This is a genomic window from Mycobacterium sp. P4_H6 (genome assembly GCF_056400845.1).
In genome coordinates, this window is sequence record NZ_JBFUKN010000030.1 from 20,253 (window position 1) to 41,905 (window position 21,653).

23 protein-coding genes are annotated in these 21,653 nt (G+C 68.1%); 15 read left to right on the forward strand and 8 right to left on the reverse strand.

Features of this window, described 5'->3' with window-relative positions; genetic code table 11:
- The first annotated feature begins 11 nt into the window (after positions 1-11).
- Positions 12-185, forward strand: coding sequence for a hypothetical protein (locus tag AC1DTF_RS14665; protein WP_156409086.1), 174 nt, complete (start codon positions 12-14; stop codon positions 183-185).
- Here the strand turns inward: AC1DTF_RS14665 and AC1DTF_RS14670 are convergent.
- Entirely contained in the window at positions 175-1,677 is a 1,503-nt protein-coding gene (locus tag AC1DTF_RS14670) for a GAF domain-containing sensor histidine kinase (RefSeq protein ID WP_477474590.1), read from the reverse strand. The two genes, AC1DTF_RS14665 and AC1DTF_RS14670, sit on opposite strands and share 11 nt — an antisense overlap.
- Positions 1,678-1,770: 93 nt before the next feature.
- Between AC1DTF_RS14670 and AC1DTF_RS14675 the strand changes: the two genes are divergently transcribed.
- Positions 1,771-2,124 (forward strand): response regulator, encoded by a 354-nt coding sequence (locus AC1DTF_RS14675; RefSeq protein ID WP_057166249.1) that lies wholly within the window; start codon positions 1,771-1,773, stop codon positions 2,122-2,124.
- Positions 2,125-2,128: 4 nt separating this feature from the next.
- On the opposite strand, the gene AC1DTF_RS14680 is transcribed toward AC1DTF_RS14675, so the two are convergent.
- Positions 2,129-2,782, reverse strand: coding sequence for a response regulator (locus tag AC1DTF_RS14680; protein WP_057166250.1), 654 nt, complete (start codon positions 2,780-2,782; stop codon positions 2,129-2,131).
- A gap of 212 nt (positions 2,783-2,994) precedes the next feature.
- Between AC1DTF_RS14680 and AC1DTF_RS14685 the strand changes: the two genes are divergently transcribed.
- The 5 genes from AC1DTF_RS14685 to AC1DTF_RS14705 are packed head-to-tail and all read left to right on the forward strand — an operon-like array spanning position 2,995 to position 8,064.
- On the forward strand, positions 2,995-4,056 hold the full coding sequence (locus AC1DTF_RS14685; RefSeq protein ID WP_477474591.1) for a cupin domain-containing protein: 1,062 nt from the start codon (positions 2,995-2,997) through the stop codon (positions 4,054-4,056).
- Entirely contained in the window at positions 4,053-6,248 is a 2,196-nt protein-coding gene (locus AC1DTF_RS14690; RefSeq protein WP_477474592.1) for a xanthine dehydrogenase family protein molybdopterin-binding subunit, read from the forward strand. The genes AC1DTF_RS14685 and AC1DTF_RS14690 overlap by 4 nt, the downstream gene beginning before the upstream one ends.
- Positions 6,245-6,757 carry a (2Fe-2S)-binding protein gene (locus AC1DTF_RS14695; RefSeq protein WP_477474593.1) on the forward strand — a complete coding sequence of 171 codons (513 nt, stop codon included), beginning with the start codon at positions 6,245-6,247 and terminating at the stop codon, positions 6,755-6,757. Before AC1DTF_RS14690 ends, AC1DTF_RS14695 begins: the two co-directional genes overlap by 4 nt.
- Complete coding sequence (locus AC1DTF_RS14700) at positions 6,754-7,731, forward strand: FAD binding domain-containing protein (RefSeq protein ID WP_477474594.1); 978 nt, start codon at positions 6,754-6,756, stop codon at positions 7,729-7,731. The genes AC1DTF_RS14695 and AC1DTF_RS14700 overlap by 4 nt, the downstream gene beginning before the upstream one ends.
- A gap of 12 nt (positions 7,732-7,743) precedes the next feature.
- The gene (locus AC1DTF_RS14705) at positions 7,744-8,064 is read left to right on the forward strand and encodes a DUF3349 domain-containing protein (RefSeq protein WP_057166255.1); all 321 of its coding nucleotides are present in this window, start codon (positions 7,744-7,746) and stop codon (positions 8,062-8,064) included.
- Between the two features lie 4 nt (positions 8,065-8,068).
- Here AC1DTF_RS14705 and AC1DTF_RS14710 read toward each other — a convergent pair whose 3' ends face one another.
- From AC1DTF_RS14710 to AC1DTF_RS14725, 4 genes are all read right to left on the reverse strand, one after another.
- Complete coding sequence (locus tag AC1DTF_RS14710) at positions 8,069-8,848, reverse strand: DUF6498-containing protein (protein WP_477474595.1); 780 nt, start codon at positions 8,846-8,848, stop codon at positions 8,069-8,071.
- A 77-nt stretch (positions 8,849-8,925) separates the two neighbouring features.
- Complete coding sequence (locus tag AC1DTF_RS14715; protein WP_477474596.1) at positions 8,926-9,975, reverse strand: NAD(P)-dependent alcohol dehydrogenase; 1,050 nt, start codon at positions 9,973-9,975, stop codon at positions 8,926-8,928.
- A gap of 176 nt (positions 9,976-10,151) precedes the next feature.
- Positions 10,152-10,427, reverse strand: a complete 276-nt coding sequence (locus AC1DTF_RS14720) for a YciI family protein (RefSeq protein WP_477474597.1) — start codon at positions 10,425-10,427, stop codon at positions 10,152-10,154.
- 9 nt (positions 10,428-10,436) lie between these two features.
- Positions 10,437-11,507: an iron-siderophore ABC transporter substrate-binding protein gene (locus tag AC1DTF_RS14725; RefSeq protein WP_477474598.1), complete on the reverse strand. Its 1,071-nt coding sequence runs from the start codon at positions 11,505-11,507 to the stop codon at positions 10,437-10,439.
- 161 nt (positions 11,508-11,668) lie between these two features.
- On the opposite strand from AC1DTF_RS14725, the gene ctaD reads away from it, so the two are divergent.
- Positions 11,669-13,414, forward strand: a complete 1,746-nt coding sequence (ctaD, locus tag AC1DTF_RS14730; RefSeq protein ID WP_057166409.1) for an aa3-type cytochrome oxidase subunit I — start codon at positions 11,669-11,671, stop codon at positions 13,412-13,414.
- Between the two features lie 51 nt (positions 13,415-13,465).
- Positions 13,466-14,737, forward strand: coding sequence for a phosphoserine phosphatase SerB (gene serB / locus AC1DTF_RS14735; protein WP_477474599.1), 1,272 nt, complete (start codon positions 13,466-13,468; stop codon positions 14,735-14,737).
- Positions 14,738-14,740: 3 nt separating this feature from the next.
- Here the strand turns inward: serB and AC1DTF_RS14740 are convergent, their stop codons facing one another.
- Positions 14,741-16,192 carry an FAD-dependent monooxygenase gene (locus AC1DTF_RS14740; protein ID WP_477474600.1) on the reverse strand — a complete coding sequence of 484 codons (1,452 nt, stop codon included), beginning with the start codon at positions 16,190-16,192 and terminating at the stop codon, positions 14,741-14,743.
- 93 nt (positions 16,193-16,285) lie between these two features.
- Between AC1DTF_RS14740 and AC1DTF_RS14745 the strand changes: the two genes are divergently transcribed.
- The gene (locus AC1DTF_RS14745) at positions 16,286-16,915 is read left to right on the forward strand and encodes a TetR/AcrR family transcriptional regulator (protein ID WP_477474601.1); all 630 of its coding nucleotides are present in this window, start codon (positions 16,286-16,288) and stop codon (positions 16,913-16,915) included.
- Here the strand turns inward: AC1DTF_RS14745 and yczR are convergent.
- Complete coding sequence (yczR, locus tag AC1DTF_RS14750; RefSeq protein ID WP_477474602.1) at positions 16,912-18,360, reverse strand: MocR-like transcription factor YczR; 1,449 nt, start codon at positions 18,358-18,360, stop codon at positions 16,912-16,914. The two genes, AC1DTF_RS14745 and yczR, sit on opposite strands and share 4 nt — an antisense overlap.
- 62 nt (positions 18,361-18,422) lie before the next feature.
- On the opposite strand from yczR, the gene AC1DTF_RS14755 reads away from it, so the two are divergent.
- Genes AC1DTF_RS14755 through AC1DTF_RS14775 form a run of 5 tightly spaced genes read left to right on the forward strand, consistent with a single transcriptional unit; the run spans position 18,423 to position 21,649 of the window.
- Positions 18,423-18,566, forward strand: a complete 144-nt coding sequence (locus tag AC1DTF_RS14755) for a hypothetical protein (protein WP_200962094.1) — start codon at positions 18,423-18,425, stop codon at positions 18,564-18,566.
- Positions 18,563-19,291 carry a membrane protein YczE gene (gene yczE / locus AC1DTF_RS14760; protein ID WP_477474603.1) on the forward strand — a complete coding sequence of 243 codons (729 nt, stop codon included), beginning with the start codon at positions 18,563-18,565 and terminating at the stop codon, positions 19,289-19,291. Before AC1DTF_RS14755 ends, yczE begins: the two co-directional genes overlap by 4 nt.
- Positions 19,252-20,094, forward strand: a complete 843-nt coding sequence (locus AC1DTF_RS14765) for an ABC transporter ATP-binding protein (protein WP_477474604.1) — start codon at positions 19,252-19,254, stop codon at positions 20,092-20,094. The genes yczE and AC1DTF_RS14765 overlap by 40 nt, the downstream gene beginning before the upstream one ends.
- Positions 20,091-20,933 (forward strand): NUDIX hydrolase, encoded by an 843-nt coding sequence (locus AC1DTF_RS14770; protein ID WP_477474605.1) that lies wholly within the window; start codon positions 20,091-20,093, stop codon positions 20,931-20,933. The genes AC1DTF_RS14765 and AC1DTF_RS14770 overlap by 4 nt, the downstream gene beginning before the upstream one ends.
- Entirely contained in the window at positions 20,930-21,649 is a 720-nt protein-coding gene (locus tag AC1DTF_RS14775; RefSeq protein WP_477474606.1) for an enoyl-CoA hydratase, read from the forward strand. Before AC1DTF_RS14770 ends, AC1DTF_RS14775 begins: the two co-directional genes overlap by 4 nt.
- Positions 21,650-21,653 lie beyond the last annotated feature (4 nt).

Consider the following 21,653-nt stretch of genomic DNA (forward strand, 5'->3'; position numbering starts at 1 on the left):
AGGAGGACATCATGGCGACGATCGCAATGGCCGACACCAATGTCGTCGAACTCTCGACGCGCCGGGCCCGCCGCAACCTGCGAGCGATCAACGAGGCCAAGCACCGGCACCCGTCCTTCATCGGCCGGATGACCGTCGCCAAGAACGACTCCGAGGCGTGTCGGGTCCTGCAGTTCAGGAGCTGACCGGGATCGTTGCGCGCAGCGTGGTGCCCGCACCCGGGGTGCTAGTCACCCCGAACGCACCTGAGAGCGCCTCCACCCGGTCCCGCAGACCGATCAGCCCCGACCCGACGCCTGCTGTGGCGCCACCGACGCCGTCGTCGGTGACCGACAGGTGCAGCACGCCGTCCTCGACGTACAGACACACCGTCACCACGTCCGCTCCGGCGTATTTCGCCGTGTTGGTCAACGCTTCGGCGATGACGTAGTACGCGGCCACCTCCACGGACTCGGGAAGCCGGCCCTCGACTCGCAGGTCGAGTTCGACGGGGATCGGTGATCGCCGCGCCAAGGCCCGCAGCGCGGGTCGCAGCCCGCCACGCGACAGCACCGCCGGGTGCATACCGCGAGAGAGCTCCTGCAGATCGGTGTGCAGTTCCGCCAGACCGGTGACCACCTGCGACAACTCGGCGCGCAACGCCTCGTCGGCGGTAGCCTCGATCGCGCGCAACTCCAGGCTCAACGACACGATCCGCTGCTGGGCGCCGTCGTGCAGATCGCGCTCGAAACCGCGGCGGGCCTCATCGGAGGCGGCCACGATGCGGGCCCGCGACGCGGTCAGCTCGGCGCGGGTCTCGGCATTGGCGATCGCCGTCGACACCAGGTCGGCGAAGTCGCCGATGTGATCCTGGAATTGCGCCGAAATCGCCTGCGGTTGATGCGTTCCCACCAGGAGCGCACCGCGGACAACGCCGTCGACGATCGACGGGGTGCCGGCTCCGGAATGCACCCCGAGGCCCTGCAGGCGGGCTGCGATCGGGCCCGACGCGTCGGCATAATTATCGATACGGTCGGGCAGGCCGGTCGTGCGAATGCGGGCGCTGATGCTGTCGCCGGTCAGCGGAAACCGCTCGCCGACAACCAGTCCGGGGTTGGCCTGTTCGGTCCGGTCCCGCGCCGCCAGCACCACGCACTCATCGGACTCGAAACGGACCAGCGTCACGTGATCGGCGGCCAAGCTGTGGGCCAACTCATCCACAGCGACCGTGTACACCTCGGCGAGGTCGGCCGATCGCGCGACCAGGGTGGCCACCCGGCGCAGTGCGGCCTGCTGCGCGGCCAGCAGATCCGCCTCCCGCCTGCGCTCTTCGGCCTCGGCGGCACGCAGCCGGGCTTGCCCGACAAGCACATTGGTCAGCAACGCGAGCGTCAGGAACACCGCCAGCGCGGGCGCGAGGCTATCCCGGCCCTCCAGGTGCAGATAGGCGTAGACGGCCGCGCTGGCCAGCGAGGTCGCGATGGCCAACCCGAAGTCCCAGCCCGCGGACACCACCAGCACACCCAGCAGCAGCACCGCGCCGAACGCGTTCTCCGGGGCCACCTGCTTGAGCCCGACCACGGCGCCGATCTCGGCGATCAGGAAGACGATCGCGACGACGATGCCCACACCCAACGGCCGAGCGGTCGGGCGCACCACCTGGGCCAGCAGCCGGTTGGGCAGCGATTGCCAGTTCACCGGGAGATGGTATGCGACGGGTGGCGCCGGTGACGCCCGAAGATTCCCGTTAACAGGAATGCCATCGCCTTCGCACCCTGCCAAGCTGGATGCATGAGAGTTCCGCGCTGCTTGATCGTCGACGACAGCGCCGCCTTCCGGGACGCCGCGCGCGCCATGCTGGAGCGCGGCGGTTTCGCGGTGGTCGGCGCCGCTGCGGATGCCGCCGAAGCGGTGCGTCTGACCGAGGAGCTGCACCCCGACGTCGCCCTGGTCGATGTCGATCTCGGTGCCGACAGCGGGTTCGACGTCGCCGGCCTGCTCCACGACGAACACGGCGATGTCGCCGTCATCCTCACCTCGACCCACGACGAGCAGGATTTCTCCGACCTGGTCGCGGCCAGCCCGGCCCGGGGATTCCTGCCCAAGCTCACGCTCACCGCAGACGCGATCCGCGGCCTGCTCTGAGCGGTCAGCGGGCTTCGAGATACATGATGACGGCCCGTACCCGGCGGTGATCATCACCGGTTTCGGGGAGGTCGAGCTTGGTCAGGATGCTGCGCACGTGTTTTTCGACGGTGCCCTCGGTAACCCACAGCCGGCGCCCGATCCCGCCGTTGGACAGCCCCTCGGCCATCAACGTCAGTACCTCGCGTTCCCGCGTGCTCAGCGCGGCGAGCGGATCATCGCGGCGGCGTGCGGACACCAACTCGGCCACCAGCGCGGGGTCGATGACCGACGCACCGTTGGTGACCCGGCGCAAGGTGTCCACGAAATCGTGCACATCGGTGACCCTGCTCTTGAGCAGGTAGCCGATGCTCTGGCCGCCCGCCAGCAGTTCCATGGCGTGGTCGACGTCCACGTGGGCGGACAGCACCATGATCGCCGTCTCCGGCGAGCGCTCGCGGATCACCCGCGCGGCGTCCAGGCCTTCGGTGCTGTGGCCCGGCGGCATCCGGATATCGGTGAGGACGAGATGCGGGCGCTGATCGTGGACGAGGCCCAGCAGTTCCTCGGCGTCGCCGGCCTGTCCGATGACCTCGAATCCTTCGCGCTGCAGCAGGCTGGCCAAACCCTCGCGCAGCAGCACGTCATCGTCGGCGATGACCACCCGTAGGGCATCCATGCGGTCCTTCCGGCGCCGACCCATTCAGCGCGGCTGCATTGTCGCACCCGGGCGGGGTTTGCGCGCGGATGCGATGCGGAATGGGGGTTAGCCGGTAGCGCGGCCTGCGAGAAGTCCGCCCCGGCGATTGCGGCCAGCGGCGGCGACAGCACACCCCGCCGTAGACCAGGCTGGGACCTACCGAGATCGACTCCAGCCGAGGAGAGCACATCATGACCGCAGCACCCGTCCGCAGCCCGCACGCCACCTCGCTGTTCGACAGCGATGACGTCGAACAGTCCGAGCTGGGCTCGATCCACCGGATCACCGCCGACAACTTCCCGATCCTGCGTGGGCTGTCCATGAAGCGGCTGGTGCTCAACCCCGGGGCGATGCGGACCCCGCACTGGCACGCCAACGCCACCGAACTCACCTACTGCGTGTCCGGGACCGCCCTGGTCTCCATCCTCGACGACGGCAGCACGTTCTCCACCTTCGTGGTGACCGCCGGCCAGATGTTCCACGCCGCCTCCGGCTCGCTGCACCACATCGAGAACATCGGCACCGAGGCGTGCGAGTTCATCGTCGCCTTCCGCAGTGAACGGCCCGAGGACTTCGGTTTCGGTGCCACACTCGGCGCTTTCAGCGACGCAGTGCTGGGCAACACCTACGACCTGCCCGCCTCGGATATGGCCAAGATCCGGCGCAGCACCGTAGACCGCAAGATCGCCGCCCGCGTCGGCGATCCGGTGATCCCGGCCGGGGCCCACTTCGGCGATCCGCACAAGTTCGACATCGAAGCGCAGGAACCCGGCCTCAACTATGTCAGCGGCAACGCGCGCTTCGCCCGCGACCAGTTCTGGCCGATCCTGAAGGACATCTCGATGTACTCGCTGCGCGTCAACGACAACGGGATGCGGGAACCGCACTGGCACCCGGTGACCGCCGAGATGGGTTATGTCCAGCACGGCGACGCCCGGATGACCATCATGAATCCCGATGGCACGCTTGATACCTGGAACCTGACCGCGGGGGACATGTACTTCATTCCGCGCGCCTACCCGCACCACATCGAGAACACCGGCACTGATCCGTGGCATTTCCTGATCTTCTTCGACCAGCCCGTCCCAGCCGATATCGGCTACCGCGCCTCGGCGAGCGCCTACTCCCGCGAGGTGCTGGCCGCCGCCTTCGACACCCACATCGACGACCTGCCGGCGTTCCCGTTCACCCCGGCCGACCCGCTGATCGTGTCGCGGTGCAACCCCGTCGACACCGACACCGTCGCTCGATGACACCCGCCACCGGCCGGCCCGTCGACCGCATCGAGGGCCGGGACAAGGTCACCGGGGCGGCCCGCTACGCCGCCGACACCGTGATCGACGGACTCGTGCACGCGGTGCTGGTGCAGTCCACCATCGCCAACGGCCACGTCACCGCCGAATCCATGGCGGCGGCGTCAGCCGCGGCGGCAGCAGCGCCGGGCGTGCTGCACGTGCTGACCCCACTGAACTGCCCACCGCTGCACGTGCTTCCGGTTGACATGACCTGGGACCTGCCGCTGGAACGCCGCCCGCCGCTCTCGGATCTGAGCGTGCAACACGTCGGTCAGCACCTTGCGGTGGTCATCGCCGAAACCCCGGAGCAGGCCGCCGAAGCGGCGTCGCTGATGAGTTTCGACTACCTCGGCGAGCCCGCCCAGCTCAGCGCTGCGGACGTGCTGGGCAGGCCGGTGCCCGCCGACGAGAAGGACGGGCAGATCCGCCACGGCACCTACCGACCGGATCATTTCGTGAAGCTGGACGAGGAGAAGCTGCAGGACAGCCGAGGCGCCGCCGACGAACCCGATGGCATCCGTATCGCCTCGCGGTTCACCACACCGATCAACGCGCACTATCCGATCGAACTGTCCGCGACCGTCGCGCACTGGGACGGCGACATGCTCACCGTGCACGACAGCACCCGCTGGATCACCGGCGAAAGACGGGCACTGGCCGCCTATCTGGGCATCCCGCAGGACCGGGTGCGGATCCTGTCCCCGCTGGTCGGCGGCGCATTCGGATCCAAGAGCTTCCTGTGGATGCACGTGGTGCTGTGCGCGGTGGCCGCCCGGCAGGTCGGCAGGCCTGTCAAACTGGTGCTGACCCGCAACCAGATGTTCAGCTCGACCGGGCACCGGCCCCGCACCGAGCAGCAGGTCGCGCTGGTGGCCGCAGCCGATGGCAGCCTGCTGAGCACCGAACAGCACACCCTCACCGAGACGTCCACGGTGGCGCACTTCTGCGAACCTGTCGGACTCACGGCCCGCTTCCTCTATGAGTCCCCGCGGATGGTCGTCTCCCATACGGTCGCCCGGATCAACGCACCCACACCGTGTTTCATGCGCGGACCGGGCGAGGCGCCGGGAATGTTCGCCCTCGAAGTGGCCATGGACGAGCTCGCCGAGGCCACCGGAACCGACCCCGTCGCGCTGCGGCTGCACAACGACCCGGCCTGCGACCAGCCCAGCGGCCGGGCCTGGTCCGGTAAGCACCTGCGGGACTGTTACCTGCAGGGTGCCGAACGGTTCGGCTGGTCACAACGGCCGGCCGCGCCACGCGCGATGCACCGCAACGGGATCCAGGTCGGATGGGGGATGGCGACCGCGAGCTACCCGGGACGCCGGATGGCTTCCGGGTGCCGGGTCGTCACCACCCCGGACGGGCAGATCCGGTTCGCCGCGGCCACTCACGAGATCGGCACTGGCGTCCGCACCGTGATGGCGCAGGTCGGTGCGGATGCCGCCGGGATGCCGCTGGAGGCGGTGACCTTCGAATCCGGTGACTCGTTGTTTCCCGACGCGCCCTACAGCGGTGCCTCGCAGACCACCGCCACCGTCGGATCCGCGGTGGAACTTGCCGGCCGGCAGTGGCGGCAGCGGTTGGGTCGCACGGTGACCTCGGTCGCCGAACTGCGCGACGCGCTGCGCGCCGACCCCGACCTGTGCGAGCGCCTGACGTTCACCGTCACCAGTGCCGGACCCGACGAAACCGGCCCGCTGTCACAATCTTTCGGCGCTCATTTCTGCGAGGTCGAGGTGGACGAGGAGATCGGCCGGGCAAGCGTGACCCGATGGACCGCGGTGATGGACTGCGGGCGTGTCCTGAACCCGAAGCTGGCGGCCAACCAGGTCATGGGCGGTATCACCTTCGGACTGGGTATGGCGCTGCTGGAACAGGTGCCCTACGACGAGCACACCGGCCAGCTCATCGGCGAGTACTACCTGCCCACACACGCCGACCGCCCCGACTTCGACATCACCTTCATCGACGTGCCGGACTACGGCCTCGACCCCATCGGGGTGCGCGGCATCGGCGAGATCGGTACCTGCGGAGTGCCCGCCGCCATCGCCAACGCGGTGTACCACGCCACCGGTAAGCGCCTGCGTGATCTGCCCATCACCCTGGAATCCCTGCTACAGCCCTTCGAATCGGAGCCGGCATCATGACCGATCTGCACCTGACCGTCAACGGCACACCACAACGGTTGTGCGCCGATATCCGCACCACACTGCTGGACCTGCTGCGCGAACGGCTCGGGCTCACCGGTACGAAGAAGGGCTGCGATCACGGGTTGTGCGGTGCCTGCACGGTGACCGTCGACGGGGAACGGGTGCTCAGTTGTCTGACGCTGGCCGCCTCGATCGACGGTGCCGCGGTGGAAACCATCGAGGGCACCGGTGGGGACCTGGACAACGTGCAGTGCGCCTTCATCCGGCATGACGGATTCCAGTGCGGCTACTGCACTTCCGGTCAGATCACCTCGGCGCGCGCGGTGCTGCGCGAATTCGCCCGCGGAGATCTGTCCGCGGCATCGTTCGACGGTTGCCGGCACAGCGTCACCGACGGGCCCGAAGAGTTGTCCGACGAGGAGATCCGGGAACGGATGGCCGGCAACATCTGTCGGTGCGGCGCCTACGCCAACATCGTCTCGGCGATCAAGGACGCGGCGATATGAAAACCTTTGCCTTCGAGCACGCCGGCACGGTCGACGGTGCGGTGCGTAGCGCCGCCGCGGGTGCCCGCTACTTCGCCGGTGGCACCAACCTGCTCGATCTGATGAAGCTCGGTGTGGAAAGCCCTGGCGCACTGGTCGACATCGGCCGCCTCGACCTGCGTGCCATCACCCCGACCGAGGATGGTGGTGTGCTGGTGGGGGCGGGGGCCACCAACAGCGCGGCGGCCAACCACCCGTTGATCCGCCAGCAGTACCCGATGCTGTCGCAGGCCATCCTGTCCGGTGCCACCACCCAGATCCGCAACATGGCCACCGTCGGGGGAAACCTCATGCAGCGCACCCGGTGCCCATATTTCATGGATCCGTCCTTCGCCCACTGCAACAAGCGCGATCCGGGATCCGGTTGCGCCGCGCAACAGGGCTTCAACCGGGAACACGCCCTGTTCGGCGCCAGCGCGGCGTGTGTGGCGGTGCATCCCTCGGATATGGCGGTCGCGCTGGCCGCGCTCGATGCCCGGGTGCACGTCCGGGGGCCCGACGGTGCCCGGTCGGTGCGCATCGATGAGTTCTTCGCGTTGCCGGGGGACTCGCCGGAACGCGACAACACGCTGCATGCGGCCGAACTGATCACCGGGATCGAGCTGCCGCCGTCGACCCTCGGCCCGCACAGCTGGTATCTCAAGGTGCGCGACCGGCACAGCTACGCGTTCGCCTTGGTGTCGGTGGCGGCCGGTGTCGACGTCATCGACGGTGAGATCGTGTCGGCCGCGCTGGCACTCGGTGGTGTCGCCGCCAAACCCTGGCGGGTGCCCGCGGCCGAAGCGCGCCTGGTCGGCGCCCCGGCCGGCGATGCCGCATTTCGTGCCGCGGCCGAACTGCTCACCGAGGGCGCGGCCCCGCTGGCGCAGAACGGCTTCAAGGTCGATCTGGCCCGAAACAGTGTCATGCGGGCTCTGCGCCGTGCGGTCCAATGAGACACTCACATCATGACCGTCACGAATCTGATGGCTTCGATCTTGAACTGGTTACGCGCCGGATACCCCGACGGGGTGCCCGGTCCGGACCAGGTGCCGCTGCTGGCGCTGCTGCGGGCGACTCCGCTGACCGAAGAACAGGTGCAAGAAGTGGTGCGCAATATCGCCGAGGTCGCAGCGCCCGCCGATATCGAGGACCCGATCACCCGCGACAGCATCGAGGCGTCGATCTCTGAGGTCACCAACCACGATGCGGGCCCGGAGAACACGGCCCGGGTGGCGGCGAAATTGGCGGCCGCGGGGTGGCCGCTCGCCGACCTCGCCGGACCGTAGCCGGCTAGCGCCGACCCGGTGTCCACATCTGCTCGTTGGCCTCGAGACGCTGCCGCTCCTCGGTGCGCTCGTCGGCCCAGGCTTGCTCGAACCGCTTACCCGGTTTGGCGCTGGGCACCCGGTTGAGAATATTGCTCAGCCACTCGGGTGGCTGGGACGGTTCCCATTGGGGCAGTGCGGTACTCAGCGAGGCCATGGTCTTCAACACCACGAACACCCCGAAGAACGTGTCCGGGGCATCGGTGACGGCGATCGCGACGAAACCGATGAGCAGCGTGAGATGCACGACCATGACGCGGCTGAGTACCTGACTGGCGGTCTGCTCGAGCCGGCGGAACGACCAGCGCCGAAGGCTGAAGAGGTCCACCACGAAGCCCACCGTCAGAAAGACCAGCACGCTCAGGCAGCCGAATCCGGCACTGCGCCAATCGACCTGGGCCAGATGTCCGACACCGTTGTGGTCGAGTAGCAGGAGGATGGCGCCGAGGAACACCGCGTGCGCTGCGCAGAAGCTCAGACTGATGACGGCGAAGCTGGACAGGAACGTCGACAGCGCCTTGCGGCCACCACCCTCGTTGCCCGGCCCGTTGTAGCGGAAGTGCCCGCGCCGCGGTGACCACCGCCGGTGCAGCGCGATACGCGCCACGATGAACAGACTGGCGGCCAGCGTCTCGAACCAGTAGACCGCCAGTGTGGTTCCGCCGGACCAGTCCTGGGTGAACCAGCCGACCACGGGGACCGCGATGACCCCGAGCACCGACAGCACGTGCAGGATCCGGTTCACCCGCAGATCGTCGCACGCCGCAACGCAAGACACCGGGTATCGCCTCAGCGGCGATACCCGGTGTCTGTCAGTTGGTGTTACAGCGTGGCGGTGTCGATGACGAAGCGGTACCGCACATCGCTGGCGAGCACCCGCTCGTAGGCCTCGTTGATGTAGTCCGCCGAGATGACCTCGATCTCGGGCGTGACACCGTGCTCGGCGCAGAAGTCCAGCATCTCCTGGGTTTCGGCGATGCCACCGATCATCGAACCGGACAGGCTGCGACGGCCGCCCGCGAGGGGAAAGAACGGAACTTCCAGCGGCTGCTCGGGAGCGCCGAGTTCGACGAGGGTGCCGTCGATGGCGAGCAGCCCGATGTAGGCGCCCATGTCGAGGTTGGCCGACACGGTGTTCAGGATCAGGTCGAACTTGCCCGCGAGCTTGGTGAAGGTGTCCGGGTCGCTGGTGGCGTAGTACTCGTTCGCGCCGAGACGCAGGCCGTCCTCCATCTTCTTGAGCGACTGGCTGAGCACGGTCACGTCGGCGCCCATCGCATGCGCGATCTTCACGCCGACGTGGCCGAGTCCGCCGAGTCCGATGATGGCGACCTTCTTGCCGGGACCCGCGCCCCAGTGGTGCAGCGGGGAGTACAGGGTGATGCCGGCGCACAGCAGGGGAGCGGCCTTGTCCAGCGGGATGCTGTCGGGGATGCGCAGCACGTAGTTCTCATCGACCACGGTTGCCTGGCTGTAGCCACCGTAGGTGGGGGTGCCGTCCTTGCCGGTGGCGTTGTAGGTGCCGATCATGCCGCCCTCGCCGGTGCAGTACTGCTCGAGGCCGGCCTTGCACTGGTCGCATTCACGGCAGGAATCGACGAAGCAGCCGACCCCGACGTGATCGCCGACCTTGAACTTGGTGACCTCGGAGCCGACCTCGGTCACGATGCCCGCGAGCTCGTGACCGGCGACGACGGGGTAGTTGGGCTCGCCCCACTCGGCCTTGACGGTATGGATGTCGCTATGACAGATACCGGCGAACTTGATGTCGAATGCGACGTCGTGCGGGCCGACGTCGCGACGCTGGATGGTGGTCTTGGACAGCGGCGCCGTGGCCGACGTGGCGGCGATGGCGGAAACGGTCGTAGTCAATTTGTCAGTCCTCTACATGCGTTTTGTATTTATGGACAGCAAGGCATGTCCACGTGCGAATACATGCACCTTCACCAGACAGCGGTGACGGCACCAGGATCAGGCGCTGCTGTGCGCCCTGTGGAGCACAACGAACGGAGTACCCGCGCTAATTCCGCTTCAAGCTGTGAATCGGGTTATAGCCCGGTCGCGCGGAACCCGGCGTTGAAGCTGACCCGGTCATAGCGCACGACGCCGGCCTGGGTGTACGGGTCGCCCGCCGCGACGGCGTCGGCCTCCTCGGCGGACATGTCCCCGGAGATCAGCACCGCACCCTCCTGTGATTCCACCCGGCCGGCCAGCAGGATGCGACCGGCGGCGACCTCGTCGGTCAACCATTGCAGGTGCGCCGGACGGGTCTGGTCGATGACGTCGAGCGGCTGCAGATAGGTGATCGTGAGTACATGGAACACGCCCGAAGACTAGTTGATCGGCGCGTTCAGCCAGCGCAGGTCTTCGATGATGCCGCGGGCCGCGACCACTCCCTGTCCCGTCTGCCAGACCTCGTTGTTCACCGCGAACACCCGGTCGTCCCGGTTGGCCGACAGCTTGCGCCAGGCGTCGCTGTTGAGCACGGCGGCCGCCCGCTCCCTGGCTTCGGCCGTCTCGAAGGACAAGTAGATGATGTCGCCGTCGGCCGCGGACAGGTCGGTGTCCCCGGACAGGTCGGCGGTACTCACCTCGGTATAGGGGACATCCGTGAAGCGTTGTGCGGCAGGACGATCCACGCCGACTGCGCGCAGCACGGTGGCCGGGAAATTCGCCGCGCCGTACACCCGCATGGACGTCTCGGTGAATTGCACGACCGAGGCCTGGAAGTGGGTGGCGTCGGCACGTTCGCCGGCCTCGCGGGCGTCACGCTCGAAATTGTCGAGCACCGCATCGGCGGCGCCGGGGCGCCCGGTCGCTGCCGCCACGGCGCGCAGGGTGTCCTGCCAGTCGGTGGCACCGCCGGTGAACACCGTCGGCGCGATATCGGTCAGCGCGGCGAAGGAATCCGGGGTCTGGTCCGCCGATCCGAGGATCAGGTCCGGGGCGGCAGTGCGGATGGCGTCCAGGTCAGGTGCGTCACGCGGACCGAAGGCGGGGGCGTCGTGCAGGACGGTGCCCAGGTAGGACGGCGGGGGCGCGGCGGTGCCGACCACCCGGCCCTGCATGCCCAGCGCGCACAGGGCGTCGAGCTCGGAATCCGACAGCGCCACGATGCGTTGCGGATCGCCGCGCACCTCGGTTTCCGGCGCCACGCCGCCGGCGTTGCGCACCCGGCGCGGTTCATCGGGGGACTGGGCGGGCGCCGGTTCGGGGGCACACGATTCATCGGGCCTGCGGTGGTTGCCCAGCACGTCGGCGCTGGCTATCCGGGTGGTGCTGGTGATGGGGGCGCCCGGTTCGGTGATGGGTGCGGTGTCGTCGGCCCCACACGCCGTCAGCAGAGCGAACGTGACTGCGACACCCGCGGCGAACAGGCCTTTGCGCGCACTGGGTAACGGCACGCGCCGAGGGTATCAACCGGGCTGTTTCCGGCCGGTCAGGCACCGTTCGGGCTCGAATACGACAGTTTGTAGGACACCGATGCCGCGCCCGGCGGAGATGGGGATAAGATGCCCGACAGAGCCATTGCCGGGATGACCCGTCGACTTTTATGGAGGATCTGTTGGTAGCCGAAGCGCCCCCAATCGGAGAACTCGAGGCACGGCGTCCGTTCCCGCAGCGGATGGGCCCCAAGGGCAACCTCATCTACAAGCTGATCACCACGACCGATCACAAGCTGATCGGCATGATGTACTGCGTCGCCTGCTTCATCTTCTTCTTCATCGGCGGCCTGATGGCCCTGCTGATGCGCACCGAACTCGCGGTGCCGGGCCTGCAGTTCCTCTCCAACGAACAGTTCAACCAGCTGTTCACCATGCACGGCACCGTGATGCTGCTCTTCTACGCGACGCCGATCGTGTTCGGTTTCGCGAACCTGGTGCTGCCGCTGCAGATCGGCGCCCCCGACGTCGCGTTCCCGCGGCTCAACGCCTTCTCCTTCTGGCTGTTCCTGTTCGGCGCGCTGATCGCCATGGGTGGCTTCATCACCCCCGGTGGCGCCGCCGACTTCGGCTGGACCGCCTACTCGCCGCTGACCGACGCCATCCACTCCCCGGGCGCCGGTGGCGACCTGTGGATCATGGGTCTGGCCGTCGGTGGTCTGGGCACCATCCTCGGTGGCGTCAACATGATCACCACGGTGGTCTGCATGCGCGCTCCCGGTATGACCATGTTCCGGATGCCCATCTTCACCTGGAACATCCTGGTGACCTCGATCCTCGTGCTGCTGGCCTTCCCGCTGCTGACCGCGGCGCTGTTCGGCCTGGCCGCCGACCGACATCTCGGCGCACACATCTATGACCCGGCCAACGGTGGTGTGCTGCTGTGGCAGCACCTGTTCTGGTTCTTCGGGCACCCCGAGGTGTACATCATCGCGTTGCCGTTCTTCGGCATCGTGTCCGAGATCTTCCCGGTATTCAGCCGCAAGCCGATCTTCGGGTACACCACCCTGATCTACGCGACGCTGGGCATCGCGGCACTGTCGGTGGCGGTGTGGGCGCACCACATGTACGCCACCGGCGCGGTGCTGCTGCCGTTCTTCTCGTTCATGACGTTCCTGATCGCGGTGCCGACCGGTATCAAGTTCTTCAACTGGATCGGCACGATGTGGAAGGGGCAGTTGACCTTCGAGACACCGATGTTGTTCTCGGTGGGCTTCCTGATCACCTTCCTGCTCGGTGGCCTGTCCGGCGTGCTGCTGGCCAGCCCGCCGCTGGACTTCCACGTCACCGACAGCTACTTCGTCATCGCGCACTTCCATTACGTGCTCTTCGGCACCATCGTGTTCGCCACCTATGCGGGCATCTACTTCTGGTTCCCGAAGATGACCGGCCGCCTGCTCGACGAGCGCCTGGGCAAGCTGCACTTCTGGCTGACCTTCATCGGCTTCCACACCACCTTCCTGGTGCAGCACTGGGTCGGTGACGAGGGCATGCCGCGTCGTTACGCCGACTACCTGCCCAGCGACGGGTTCACCACGCTGAACGTCATCTCCACCGCGGGCGCGTTCATCCTGGGCATCTCCACGCTGCCGTTCGTCTGGAACGTCTTCAAGAGCTGGCGTTACGGCGAGCCCGTCGTGGTCGACGACCCGTGGGGCTACGGCAACTCCCTGGAGTGGGCCACCAGCTGCCCGCCGCCGCGGCACAACTTCACCGAGCTGCCCCGGATCCGTTCCGAGCGCCCGGCGTTCGAGCTGCACTACCCGCACATGGTGGAGCGGATGCGCGCCGAGGCGCACATCGGCCGGGCACACGGGCCCTCCGACGGTGACGTCACCAGAATCGACGACGTCGAAGTCCGCAGCTGATCTGACGCGTACCCCACATCAGCTGACTCGAGGCATCTAACGGAGGTGAGTGTGCCGACGGCCTCGCAGTCAGTCGACCCCTCGCGCAAGCGTTCGTCGTTGTTGATCACCGTCAGCGGCGTGGACCAGCCCGGCGTGACATCCGCACTCTTCGAGGTGCTATCGCGGCATCACGTGGAGCTGCTCAACGTCGAACAGGTCGTCATCCGCGGCCGGCTCACCCTCGGTGTGCTGGTGTCGGTGGACACCAAGGTCGCCGACGGCGCCGAGTTCGCCGACGAGGTCCGCGCCGCCATCCACGGCGTGGGCCTGGACGTCGAGATCGAGCGCAGCGATGACAAGCCGGTGCTGGAGGAGCCCTCCACCCACACCATCGTGGTGCTGGGCCGGCCCATCACCGCCGAGGCGTTCGGGGTGGTGGCCCATGAGGTCGCCGCGCTGGGGGTCAACATCGACGCCATCCGTGGTGTCTCCGACTATCCGGTGACCGGCCTGGAACTGCGGGTCTCGGTGCCCCGCGGCGGCGCGGCCTACGTCCAGTTGCAGAACGTGATGGCCCGCACCGCCGTCGCGCTCGGTGTCGACATCGCGCTGGAGGACTACAGCCTGTCGCGGCGCACCAAGCGCCTCATCGTGTTCGACGTCGATTCCACGCTGATCCAGGGCGAGGTCATCGAGATGCTCGCCGACAGGGCGGGTGCGCTGGCCGCGGTCGCCGAGGTCACCGAGGCGGCGATGCGCGGTGAGCTGGACTTCGCCGAGTCACTGCACAAGCGGGTGGCCACGCTGGCGGGCCTGCCCGCCGAGGTGCTCGACGAGGTGGCCGACCAGATCGAGCTGACCCCGGGCGCGCGGACCACCATCCGGACGTTGCGTCGGCTGGGATATCACTGCGGCATCGTCTCCGGCGGCTTCCGTCAGGTGATCGAGCCGCTGGCCCACGACCTGATGATGGACTTCGTGGCCGCCAACGAACTGGAGATCGTCGACGGCAAGCTCACCGGCCGGGTGGTGGGTCAGGTCATCGACCGCCCCGGAAAGGCCAAGGCGCTGCGCGATTTTGCCCAGCAGGTGGGGGTGCCGATGGAGCAGACGGTGGCCGTCGGCGACGGCGCGAACGACATCGACATGCTGTCGGCCGCCGGGCTCGGTGTGGCCTTCAATGCCAAGCCGGCGCTGCGGGAGGTCGCCGACGCCTCGTTGAGCCACCCCTACCTGGACACCGTGCTGTTCATCCTCGGGGTGACCCGCGGCGAGATCGAGGCCGCCGATGCGGTCGACGGGACCGCGCGCCGCGTCGAGATCCCCGACAACGCGTCCTAGAGATCAGCCGAACCACCTGTCGAGCGCCTCGGTGAGTCCGGCCCCGCTGCCGTCCCCAACCCAGGCGACGTGACCGTCGGGCCGGATCAGGACCGCCGCCGGTGCGTCCACCGCGCCGATGACGGGAAGTTCCCATCGTTCTTCGTGTTGGGCATCGACCACCGACACCCGGCGTGACCATGGTGCAAGGTCGACACCCAGCTGTTGACGGCCGAACTTCACGAGCACACCGCGGGCCCGGTGCAGGAGGGCGAACATCCGGGTGGGGCCGGCAGCCGTCCGCAAGCCGAGATCCGGGACACGGCGACCGAGCAGTGGATGGTCCTCGCCGAGGGCGTAGTGGATGTCCAAACCACACATCATGGCGGCGATCCGGGCGTGCGGCCCGTCCATGCCGAGCAGAGCGGCCACCGTGTCGCGCAGGGCTTCGATGCGCTCACCGGGGCCGTTGAGTGCGGTTTGGGCCATCGTGTTGTGCAGGACTCGGGCCGCGACGGGGTGCCGTTCGGTGTGATACGAGTCCAAGAGGCGCTCACCGGATACGCCGAGAGCGACCTGGCCCAGTTTCCAACCCAGATTCACCGCGTCCTGCATGCCGGTGTTGAGGCCCTGTCCTCCGATCGGGAAATGGATGTGGGCGGCGTCGCCGGCCAGCAGAACCCGTCCGCAGCGGTACTCGGATGCCTGCCGTGTCGCATCGGTGAATCGGGAAACCCAGGTGGCGCGGCGCAACCCGTAGTCGGTGCCGCGCACGGCGGTCAGCGCGGCACGCAGGTCGGCCAGGGTCGGCTCGGCGGTGTCGGCAATTGGCGGTTCGGTCACCATGACCCGGACGGTGGTTTCGCCGGGAAAGGTGAAGAACGAGTGGAACACGGTGTCGCGGTGCAGGCCCCACGGCGGTTCGTCGGTGAGCTCTACGTCGGCGACCAGGCAACTGGTGGACTGGTCCACACCGGGGAAACCGATCCCGGCTGCTTTCCGGACGAGACTGCGGCCGCCGTCGCATCCGACCAGATATTTCGCGCGCAGCAGCGTCCCGTCGGACACCGCGACGTCGACACCGGAGGCGTCTTGCGCGAATCCGGTCACCTCGCTGCCGTACCGCACCCGGACTCCCAGTTCGGCGATCCAGTCGGCGAGGATTGCCTCGATGCGGTATTGCAGGAGCGCCAGCCCGTAGTTGTGCCTGGTCGGCAGGTCGGAGACGTCGAGAGGCAGACCTGAGTAGTGGCAGGTCTGGCCGATGACCCCCGCGGACAGGAACCGATCGGCCAGTCCTCGCTGGTCGAGCACCTCGATCGTGCGCGAGGTGATGCCGCCCGCCCGAGAGCCCATTAGATCGCGACCGGTTCGGCGTTCGAGCACCTCGACGTCCACCCCGGCCAGTGCCAGTTCGCCCGCCAGCATCAATCCCGTCGGTCCGGCACCGGCAACCGCCACCGCGTGCTCCGTCATCACACCCCCAGTGGTGAACATTGTTTACCAAATCGGAAGGTAAGGCCGATATGTCCGCCCTGTCAACCGCGAACCCCTCTACTCTTGGCAGCCGTGGTGAAGCGTGGTTTGACCCGGGACACGTTGGTGGCCCTGGCGCACGACTACGTCGCCGCAAACGGGTTGGATGCGTTGACGATGCGCCGGCTGGCCACCGCTGCGGATGTCACGCCCGGTGCGCTGTACAAGCATTTTCGAGATCGCAAGGACCTGCAGCGTGCCATGGCCGACGCGATCTACGCCGGCATCGAACTGACCGACATCCGCGCCGGCGAACCCTCTGTGGCGCTGGTGAAGATCTGCTGTGGGCGGATGCGTGCGGCGATGCTGGCGTTCCGGGACGGCGGCCGCATCATCGCCGGGACCTACGCGCCGCTGGCGTCGACATTGGAACTGTCATCGACGCTGTCCGGCCTGTTGGGCGCAGTCCTGGCGCCCGGACACAGCGTCGGTCAATTGGCCACGCTGTTGCGTTCGTACACAACGGGATTCGTCATCGATGAGCAGGCCTACCGGGAGCTGGTCGTTTCCGGCGAATGGGACGCCCTGGTCGGTGAGCTCGCCGGTGCCGGCCATCGGCGGCCCGCCGAAGCCGATGACCTCATCGCCATCGTTACCGGCGATCGTGACCGGCTGTTCGACGCGGGGCTCGACATGATTCTCACCGGCCTCGTTCAGGACTAAACGACGACCGCCGCGCGGGTTTCGCCCGTGACGGCGACACCGGTGATGGACTGCCAGGCCCGCGCCATCAGGTCGACGGCCGCTTCCAGTTGAGGTTCGGGCAACGCATAAGGCACCCGGATGAACCGTTCCAGGGTGCCGTCGACCCCGAACCGCGGTCCGGCGGGCAGGTCCAGCCCCAGCCGCGATGCCGCCGCGGACAGTGCGGTGCTCATCGGCGCGGGCAGTTGCACCCACAGCGACATCCCGCCGCGACCCGGACCGGGACGCCAGTCCGGCAGCCGGCGGGCCAGCAGCTCGATGAGGAAGGCCCGCCGGGCCAGCAGCAGCTCGCGGCGCTCCGGGAGTACCTCGTCGCGGATCTGGAGAAGCCTTGCCGCGGTGAGCTGTTCCAGGATCGGCGTGCCCAGATCCACCGAGGCGCGGTGCGCCGCGATGGTGGCCAGGGTGGCGGGCTCGGCGCGGATCCATCCGATGCGCAGCCCGCCCCAGAACGACTTGGACATCGAACCGACGGTGAGCACCAGGTCGTGCCGGGACGGCACGGAGGCGGCCAACGGCGCGGGCGGCTCCTCGTCGATCCACATGTCCAGGATGGACTCGTCGACGATGGTGCGTGTCCTGGTCTCGGAGATGATGTGGCCCAGCCGGTTTCGTTCCTCCGGCGGCATGGTGAAACCGGTCGGGTTGTGGTTGTCGGGGATGACGTAGGCGAGCGCGGGCGCCAGCTGACGGATCGCGGCGTGCAGAGCGTCCAGCTCCCAACCGTTCTCGTTGAGCGCCACCGGAACCGCACGGGCTCCCGAGGTCGAGATGCAGGACAGCGCACCGTGATAGCTGGGCTGCTCGACGAGCACCCGGTCGCCGGGCTGGGTGAACGCCGCCAGAATCAGGCCGATGGCATGCTGGGCCCCGCTGGTGATCATGATCTGCGCGGGGTCGGTGGGTAATCCACGCGTGCAATATCTTTCGGCCACCGCGGTGCGTAGCGCACAGACCCCGGTCAGCTCGTGACCCGGTTCGGCCAGATACGGCGTGATGTCGCGGGCGGCATCGGCGAAGGCTTCCAGCACCGCGGCACTGGGCGCCGACAGCGCGGCGGCCGCCAGGCTCATCGTCGGTGCGCCGTCCGCGGCGGGGATCTCCGGGCGCGGAGGCAGTGACGCGGTGCTGCGGGCGCCGCGGCGTGCGTTGAGGTAGCCGTCCTCGCGCAGCGCGTTGAATGCCGCGGTGACCGTGGTCCGCGACACCCGCAGCACATCGGCCAGGGCGCGTTCGCTGGGCAACCGCGAACCCACCGGAACGCGGCCGTCGACGATCAGCAACCGGATGGCATCGGCCAGTCCGAGATAGGCGGGGCCGGTCAAACTGGACGTGCGCCAGTTACCCAGTTCGCGGGCCAGTAGGTCCACATCGAGTGCTCGGGTACCCATATCGCTAGACATTGAGGCCAGTATCCGCCAACTGGCTATTGATTGGCAAGCCACATGGCCACGATCATCGAGTCATGCGAAAGAACTGGATGTCTCGAGTGGCGGGGAAGTATCGGCGGTCCGGCACCTACAACCGGCGTGCCATCGACAGCACCGATGCCCGTCGGGTCCACGGCGAACTCGACGCCATCCGCGCACGTTTCCCCGACCACGCATGACCACCGGACTGACCCGCGGAGCGCTACTCCTGCTCGGCCTGACCGGTTACGGCTTCTCCATGGCCCTGATGGTCCAGGCCGGACTCGGACTGGACCCCTGGGACGTGTTCCATCAAGGTCTGAGCCGGCACACCGGGATGACCATCGGTGTCGCCTCGGCCGTCGTCGGTCTGGTGGTGCTACTGGCCTGGATCCCGCTGCGCAACCGGCCCGGTATCGGCACGATCGCCAACGTCATCGTCATCGCGGTGACCGTCGACATCGGTATCGCGGTGCTGCCCGCCCCCGACGACCTCCGGCTGCGGGTGCCGATGATGCTCGGTGCGGTGCTGCTCAACGCGATCAGCACGGTGCTCTACATCGGCGCCGGGCTGGGCCCCGGCCCGCGCGATGGGCTGATGACCGGCCTGGTGGCGCGCACCGGCCTGTCGGTGCGATTGATCCGCACCCTCATCGAGGCCACCGTGCTGACCGCCGGGTGGCTGCTCGGCGGCACCGTCGGCGTCGGGACCGTCATCTACGCCTTCGGCATCGGACCGCTGGTGCAACTGATCCTGCGGCACATGCCGCGACGGCTGCTCTTCCACGACTTCGGCGCAGCCGGGCGAGCGGAGCTACGGGAAAGCACGCCGAGCGGTGATGGGCGGCCCCGTTCGGCCGAGGGCGACGACACTACGATGAGCGGGTGCCAGCAGACGAGCCCATTGCAGACCCCGACCTGCTGATCGATTTCGCCAAGGTCACCCTGCGCCGCGGGGGCAAGACCCTGGTCGGGCCCATCAACTGGGCCGTCGAACTCGACGAACGCTGGGTGGTGATCGGTCCCAACGGGGCGGGCAAGACGTCGCTGCTGCGGATGGCGGCCGCGATCGAGCACCCGTCGTCGGGCACCGCGTTCGTGCTCGGTGAGCGACTCGGGCGCACCGACATGTCGGAGCTGCGGTCCCGGGTCGGGCTGAGCAGTTCGGCTCTGAGTCAACGGATCCCCGACGACGAGGTGGTGCGCGACCTGGTGGTCTCGGCCGGGTATGCGGTGCTGGGCCGCTGGCGCGAGAAGTACGACGATGTCGACTACGAGCAGGCCGTCGACATGCTGGAAAGCCTGGGCGCCGAGCATCTGGCCGAACGCACCTACGGCACCCTGTCCGAGGGGGAGCGCAAGCGGGTGCTGATCGCCCGCTCGTTGATGACCGATCCGGAACTGCTGCTGCTCGACGAGCCGGCCGCCGGACTGGACCTCGGCGGCCGCGAGGAACTGGTTTCCCGGCTGGCCGATCTGGCCGCCGACCCCGATGCGCCGGCCATCGTGCTGGTCACCCACCACGTCGAGGAGATCCCGCCCGGGTTCAGCCACTGCCTGCTGCTCTCGGAGGGCAGCGTGGTCGGTGCCGGGCTGCTCACCGACGTGCTGACCGCGGAGAATCTGTCCACGGCGTTCGGGCAGTCGATCGCCCTGGAGTACCTCGACGGCCGCTACTTCGCCCGTCGCACCCGCAGCCGCGCCGCACACAGGAGGCGAGCCACATGACAGACCCCGACGATCCGCTGGTGCCCCGGCCCGCCTCCACCGTCATGCTGCTGCGGGACCAGGGCACCCCGGAGTCCCTGGAGATCTTCCTGATGCGCAGGCACTCGGCGATGGACTTCGTGGCCGGTGTGATGGTGTTCCCCGGTGGCGGCGTCGACGAGCGCGATCGGGGGACCGGGACAGCCTGGTACGGCCCGGAGCCCACCTGGTGGGCCGAGCGCCTGAACGTCGATGTCGACCTGGCCGAGGCGCTGGTGTGCGCCGCAGCCCGGGAGACCTTCGAGGAGTCCGGGGTGCTGTTCGCGGGCGCCGCGGATGATTCCGACATCCTCGTCGACGACGCGTCGGTATACCGCGAGCAGCGCGCGGCGCTGGCCAACAACTCGCTGTCCTTCGCCGACTTCCTGCGCGCCGAGAAACTGGTCCTGCGCGCCGATCTGCTGCGGCCGTGGGCCAACTGGGTCACCCCCAAAGAGGAACGCACCCGCCGCTACGACACCTACTTCTTCGTCGGCGCCATCCCGGAAGGCCAGCGTGCCGACGGTGAGAACACCGAGAGTGACCGGGCGTTCTGGTCCACCCCGCAGGCCGCGCTCGACGAGTTCGCCGAGGGCCGCTCCTTCCTGCTGCCGCCCACCTGGTCGCAACTCGACTCGGTCAATGGCCGCACGGTGGCCGACGTGCTGGCCACCGAACGCCGGATCGTGGCGATGGAGCCGAGCCTGACCGCGGACAAGGGGACCGGCGACTGGGACATCGAGTTCTTCGACGGCGCCCGCTACAACGAGGCCCGCAACCGGCGCGCCCCGCAGGGCTATAAGGACGCGAAGCCGACATGACCGAATGTGCCGCCTCCGCGGCGGGAAGCGAATTCGTGTCCGCCGTCGTCAACGACGGAATCGGCACCCTGGTGCTGTCCCGTCCGCCCAGCAATGCGCTGACCCGGCAGATGTACCGCGAGATCGAGGCGACAGCCGCCGATCTCGGCGCCCGCGACGATGTCGGTGCCGTCATCGTGTTCGGCGGGCACGAGGTCTTCAGCGCCGGTGACGACGTACCGGAACTGCGCCGCCTCGGTGCCACCGACGCCCAGAGCGTCACCACCGCCTGCCGGGCCGCGCTGGACGCCGTCGCGGCCATCCCGAAGCCGACCGTCGCCGCGGTCACCGGCTACGCGCTGGGTTCCGGGCTGGCACTCGCCCTGGCCGCGGACTGGCGGATCTCCGGGGACAACATCAAGGTGGGCGTCACCGAGGTGCTCGCCGGCCTGCTGCCCGCCGCGGGCACCGACCGGCTGGTGGGCACCGTCGGCCCCGCCCGGGCCAAGGAACTGGTGTTCAGCGGCCGGTTCGTCGGTGCCGAAGAGGCGCTGGCACTCGGTCTGGTCGATGAGTTGGTGGCCCCGGACGGCGTCTATGACGCCGCGCTGAGCTGGGCGCGCCGGCACGCCGAGGCACCCGGATACGTGCTTGCCGGAGCCAAGGCGATGATCGACGCCCCAGGTGAAGGGGTACGCAGCTACGTCGAGGTCTTTGGGGCGACCATCGGCAGTTAGGCTG

Coding starts and splice junctions, on each gene's coding strand:
- AC1DTF_RS14685 (WP_477474591.1), top strand. CDS start 2,995: ATGACCGCAGCACCCGTCCGCAGCCCGCACGCCACCTCGCTGTTCGAC.
- AC1DTF_RS14740 (WP_477474600.1), bottom strand. CDS start 16,192: ATGACGGAGCACGCGGTGGCGGTTGCCGGTGCCGGACCGACGGGATTG.
- AC1DTF_RS14775 (WP_477474606.1), top strand. CDS start 20,930: ATGACCGAATGTGCCGCCTCCGCGGCGGGAAGCGAATTCGTGTCCGCC.
- AC1DTF_RS14695 (WP_477474593.1), top strand. CDS start 6,245: ATGACCGATCTGCACCTGACCGTCAACGGCACACCACAACGGTTGTGC.
- AC1DTF_RS14770 (WP_477474605.1), top strand. CDS start 20,091: ATGACAGACCCCGACGATCCGCTGGTGCCCCGGCCCGCCTCCACCGTC.
- AC1DTF_RS14680 (WP_057166250.1), bottom strand. CDS start 2,782: ATGGATGCCCTACGGGTGGTCATCGCCGACGATGACGTGCTGCTGCGC.
- AC1DTF_RS14705 (WP_057166255.1), top strand. CDS start 7,744: ATGACCGTCACGAATCTGATGGCTTCGATCTTGAACTGGTTACGCGCC.
- yczE (WP_477474603.1), top strand. CDS start 18,563: ATGACCACCGGACTGACCCGCGGAGCGCTACTCCTGCTCGGCCTGACC.
- yczR (WP_477474602.1), bottom strand. CDS start 18,360: ATGTCTAGCGATATGGGTACCCGAGCACTCGATGTGGACCTACTGGCC.
- AC1DTF_RS14665 (WP_156409086.1), top strand. CDS start 12: ATGGCGACGATCGCAATGGCCGACACCAATGTCGTCGAACTCTCGACG.
- AC1DTF_RS14700 (WP_477474594.1), top strand. CDS start 6,754: ATGAAAACCTTTGCCTTCGAGCACGCCGGCACGGTCGACGGTGCGGTG.
- AC1DTF_RS14675 (WP_057166249.1), top strand. CDS start 1,771: ATGAGAGTTCCGCGCTGCTTGATCGTCGACGACAGCGCCGCCTTCCGG.
- AC1DTF_RS14755 (WP_200962094.1), top strand. CDS start 18,423: ATGCGAAAGAACTGGATGTCTCGAGTGGCGGGGAAGTATCGGCGGTCC.
- AC1DTF_RS14690 (WP_477474592.1), top strand. CDS start 4,053: ATGACACCCGCCACCGGCCGGCCCGTCGACCGCATCGAGGGCCGGGAC.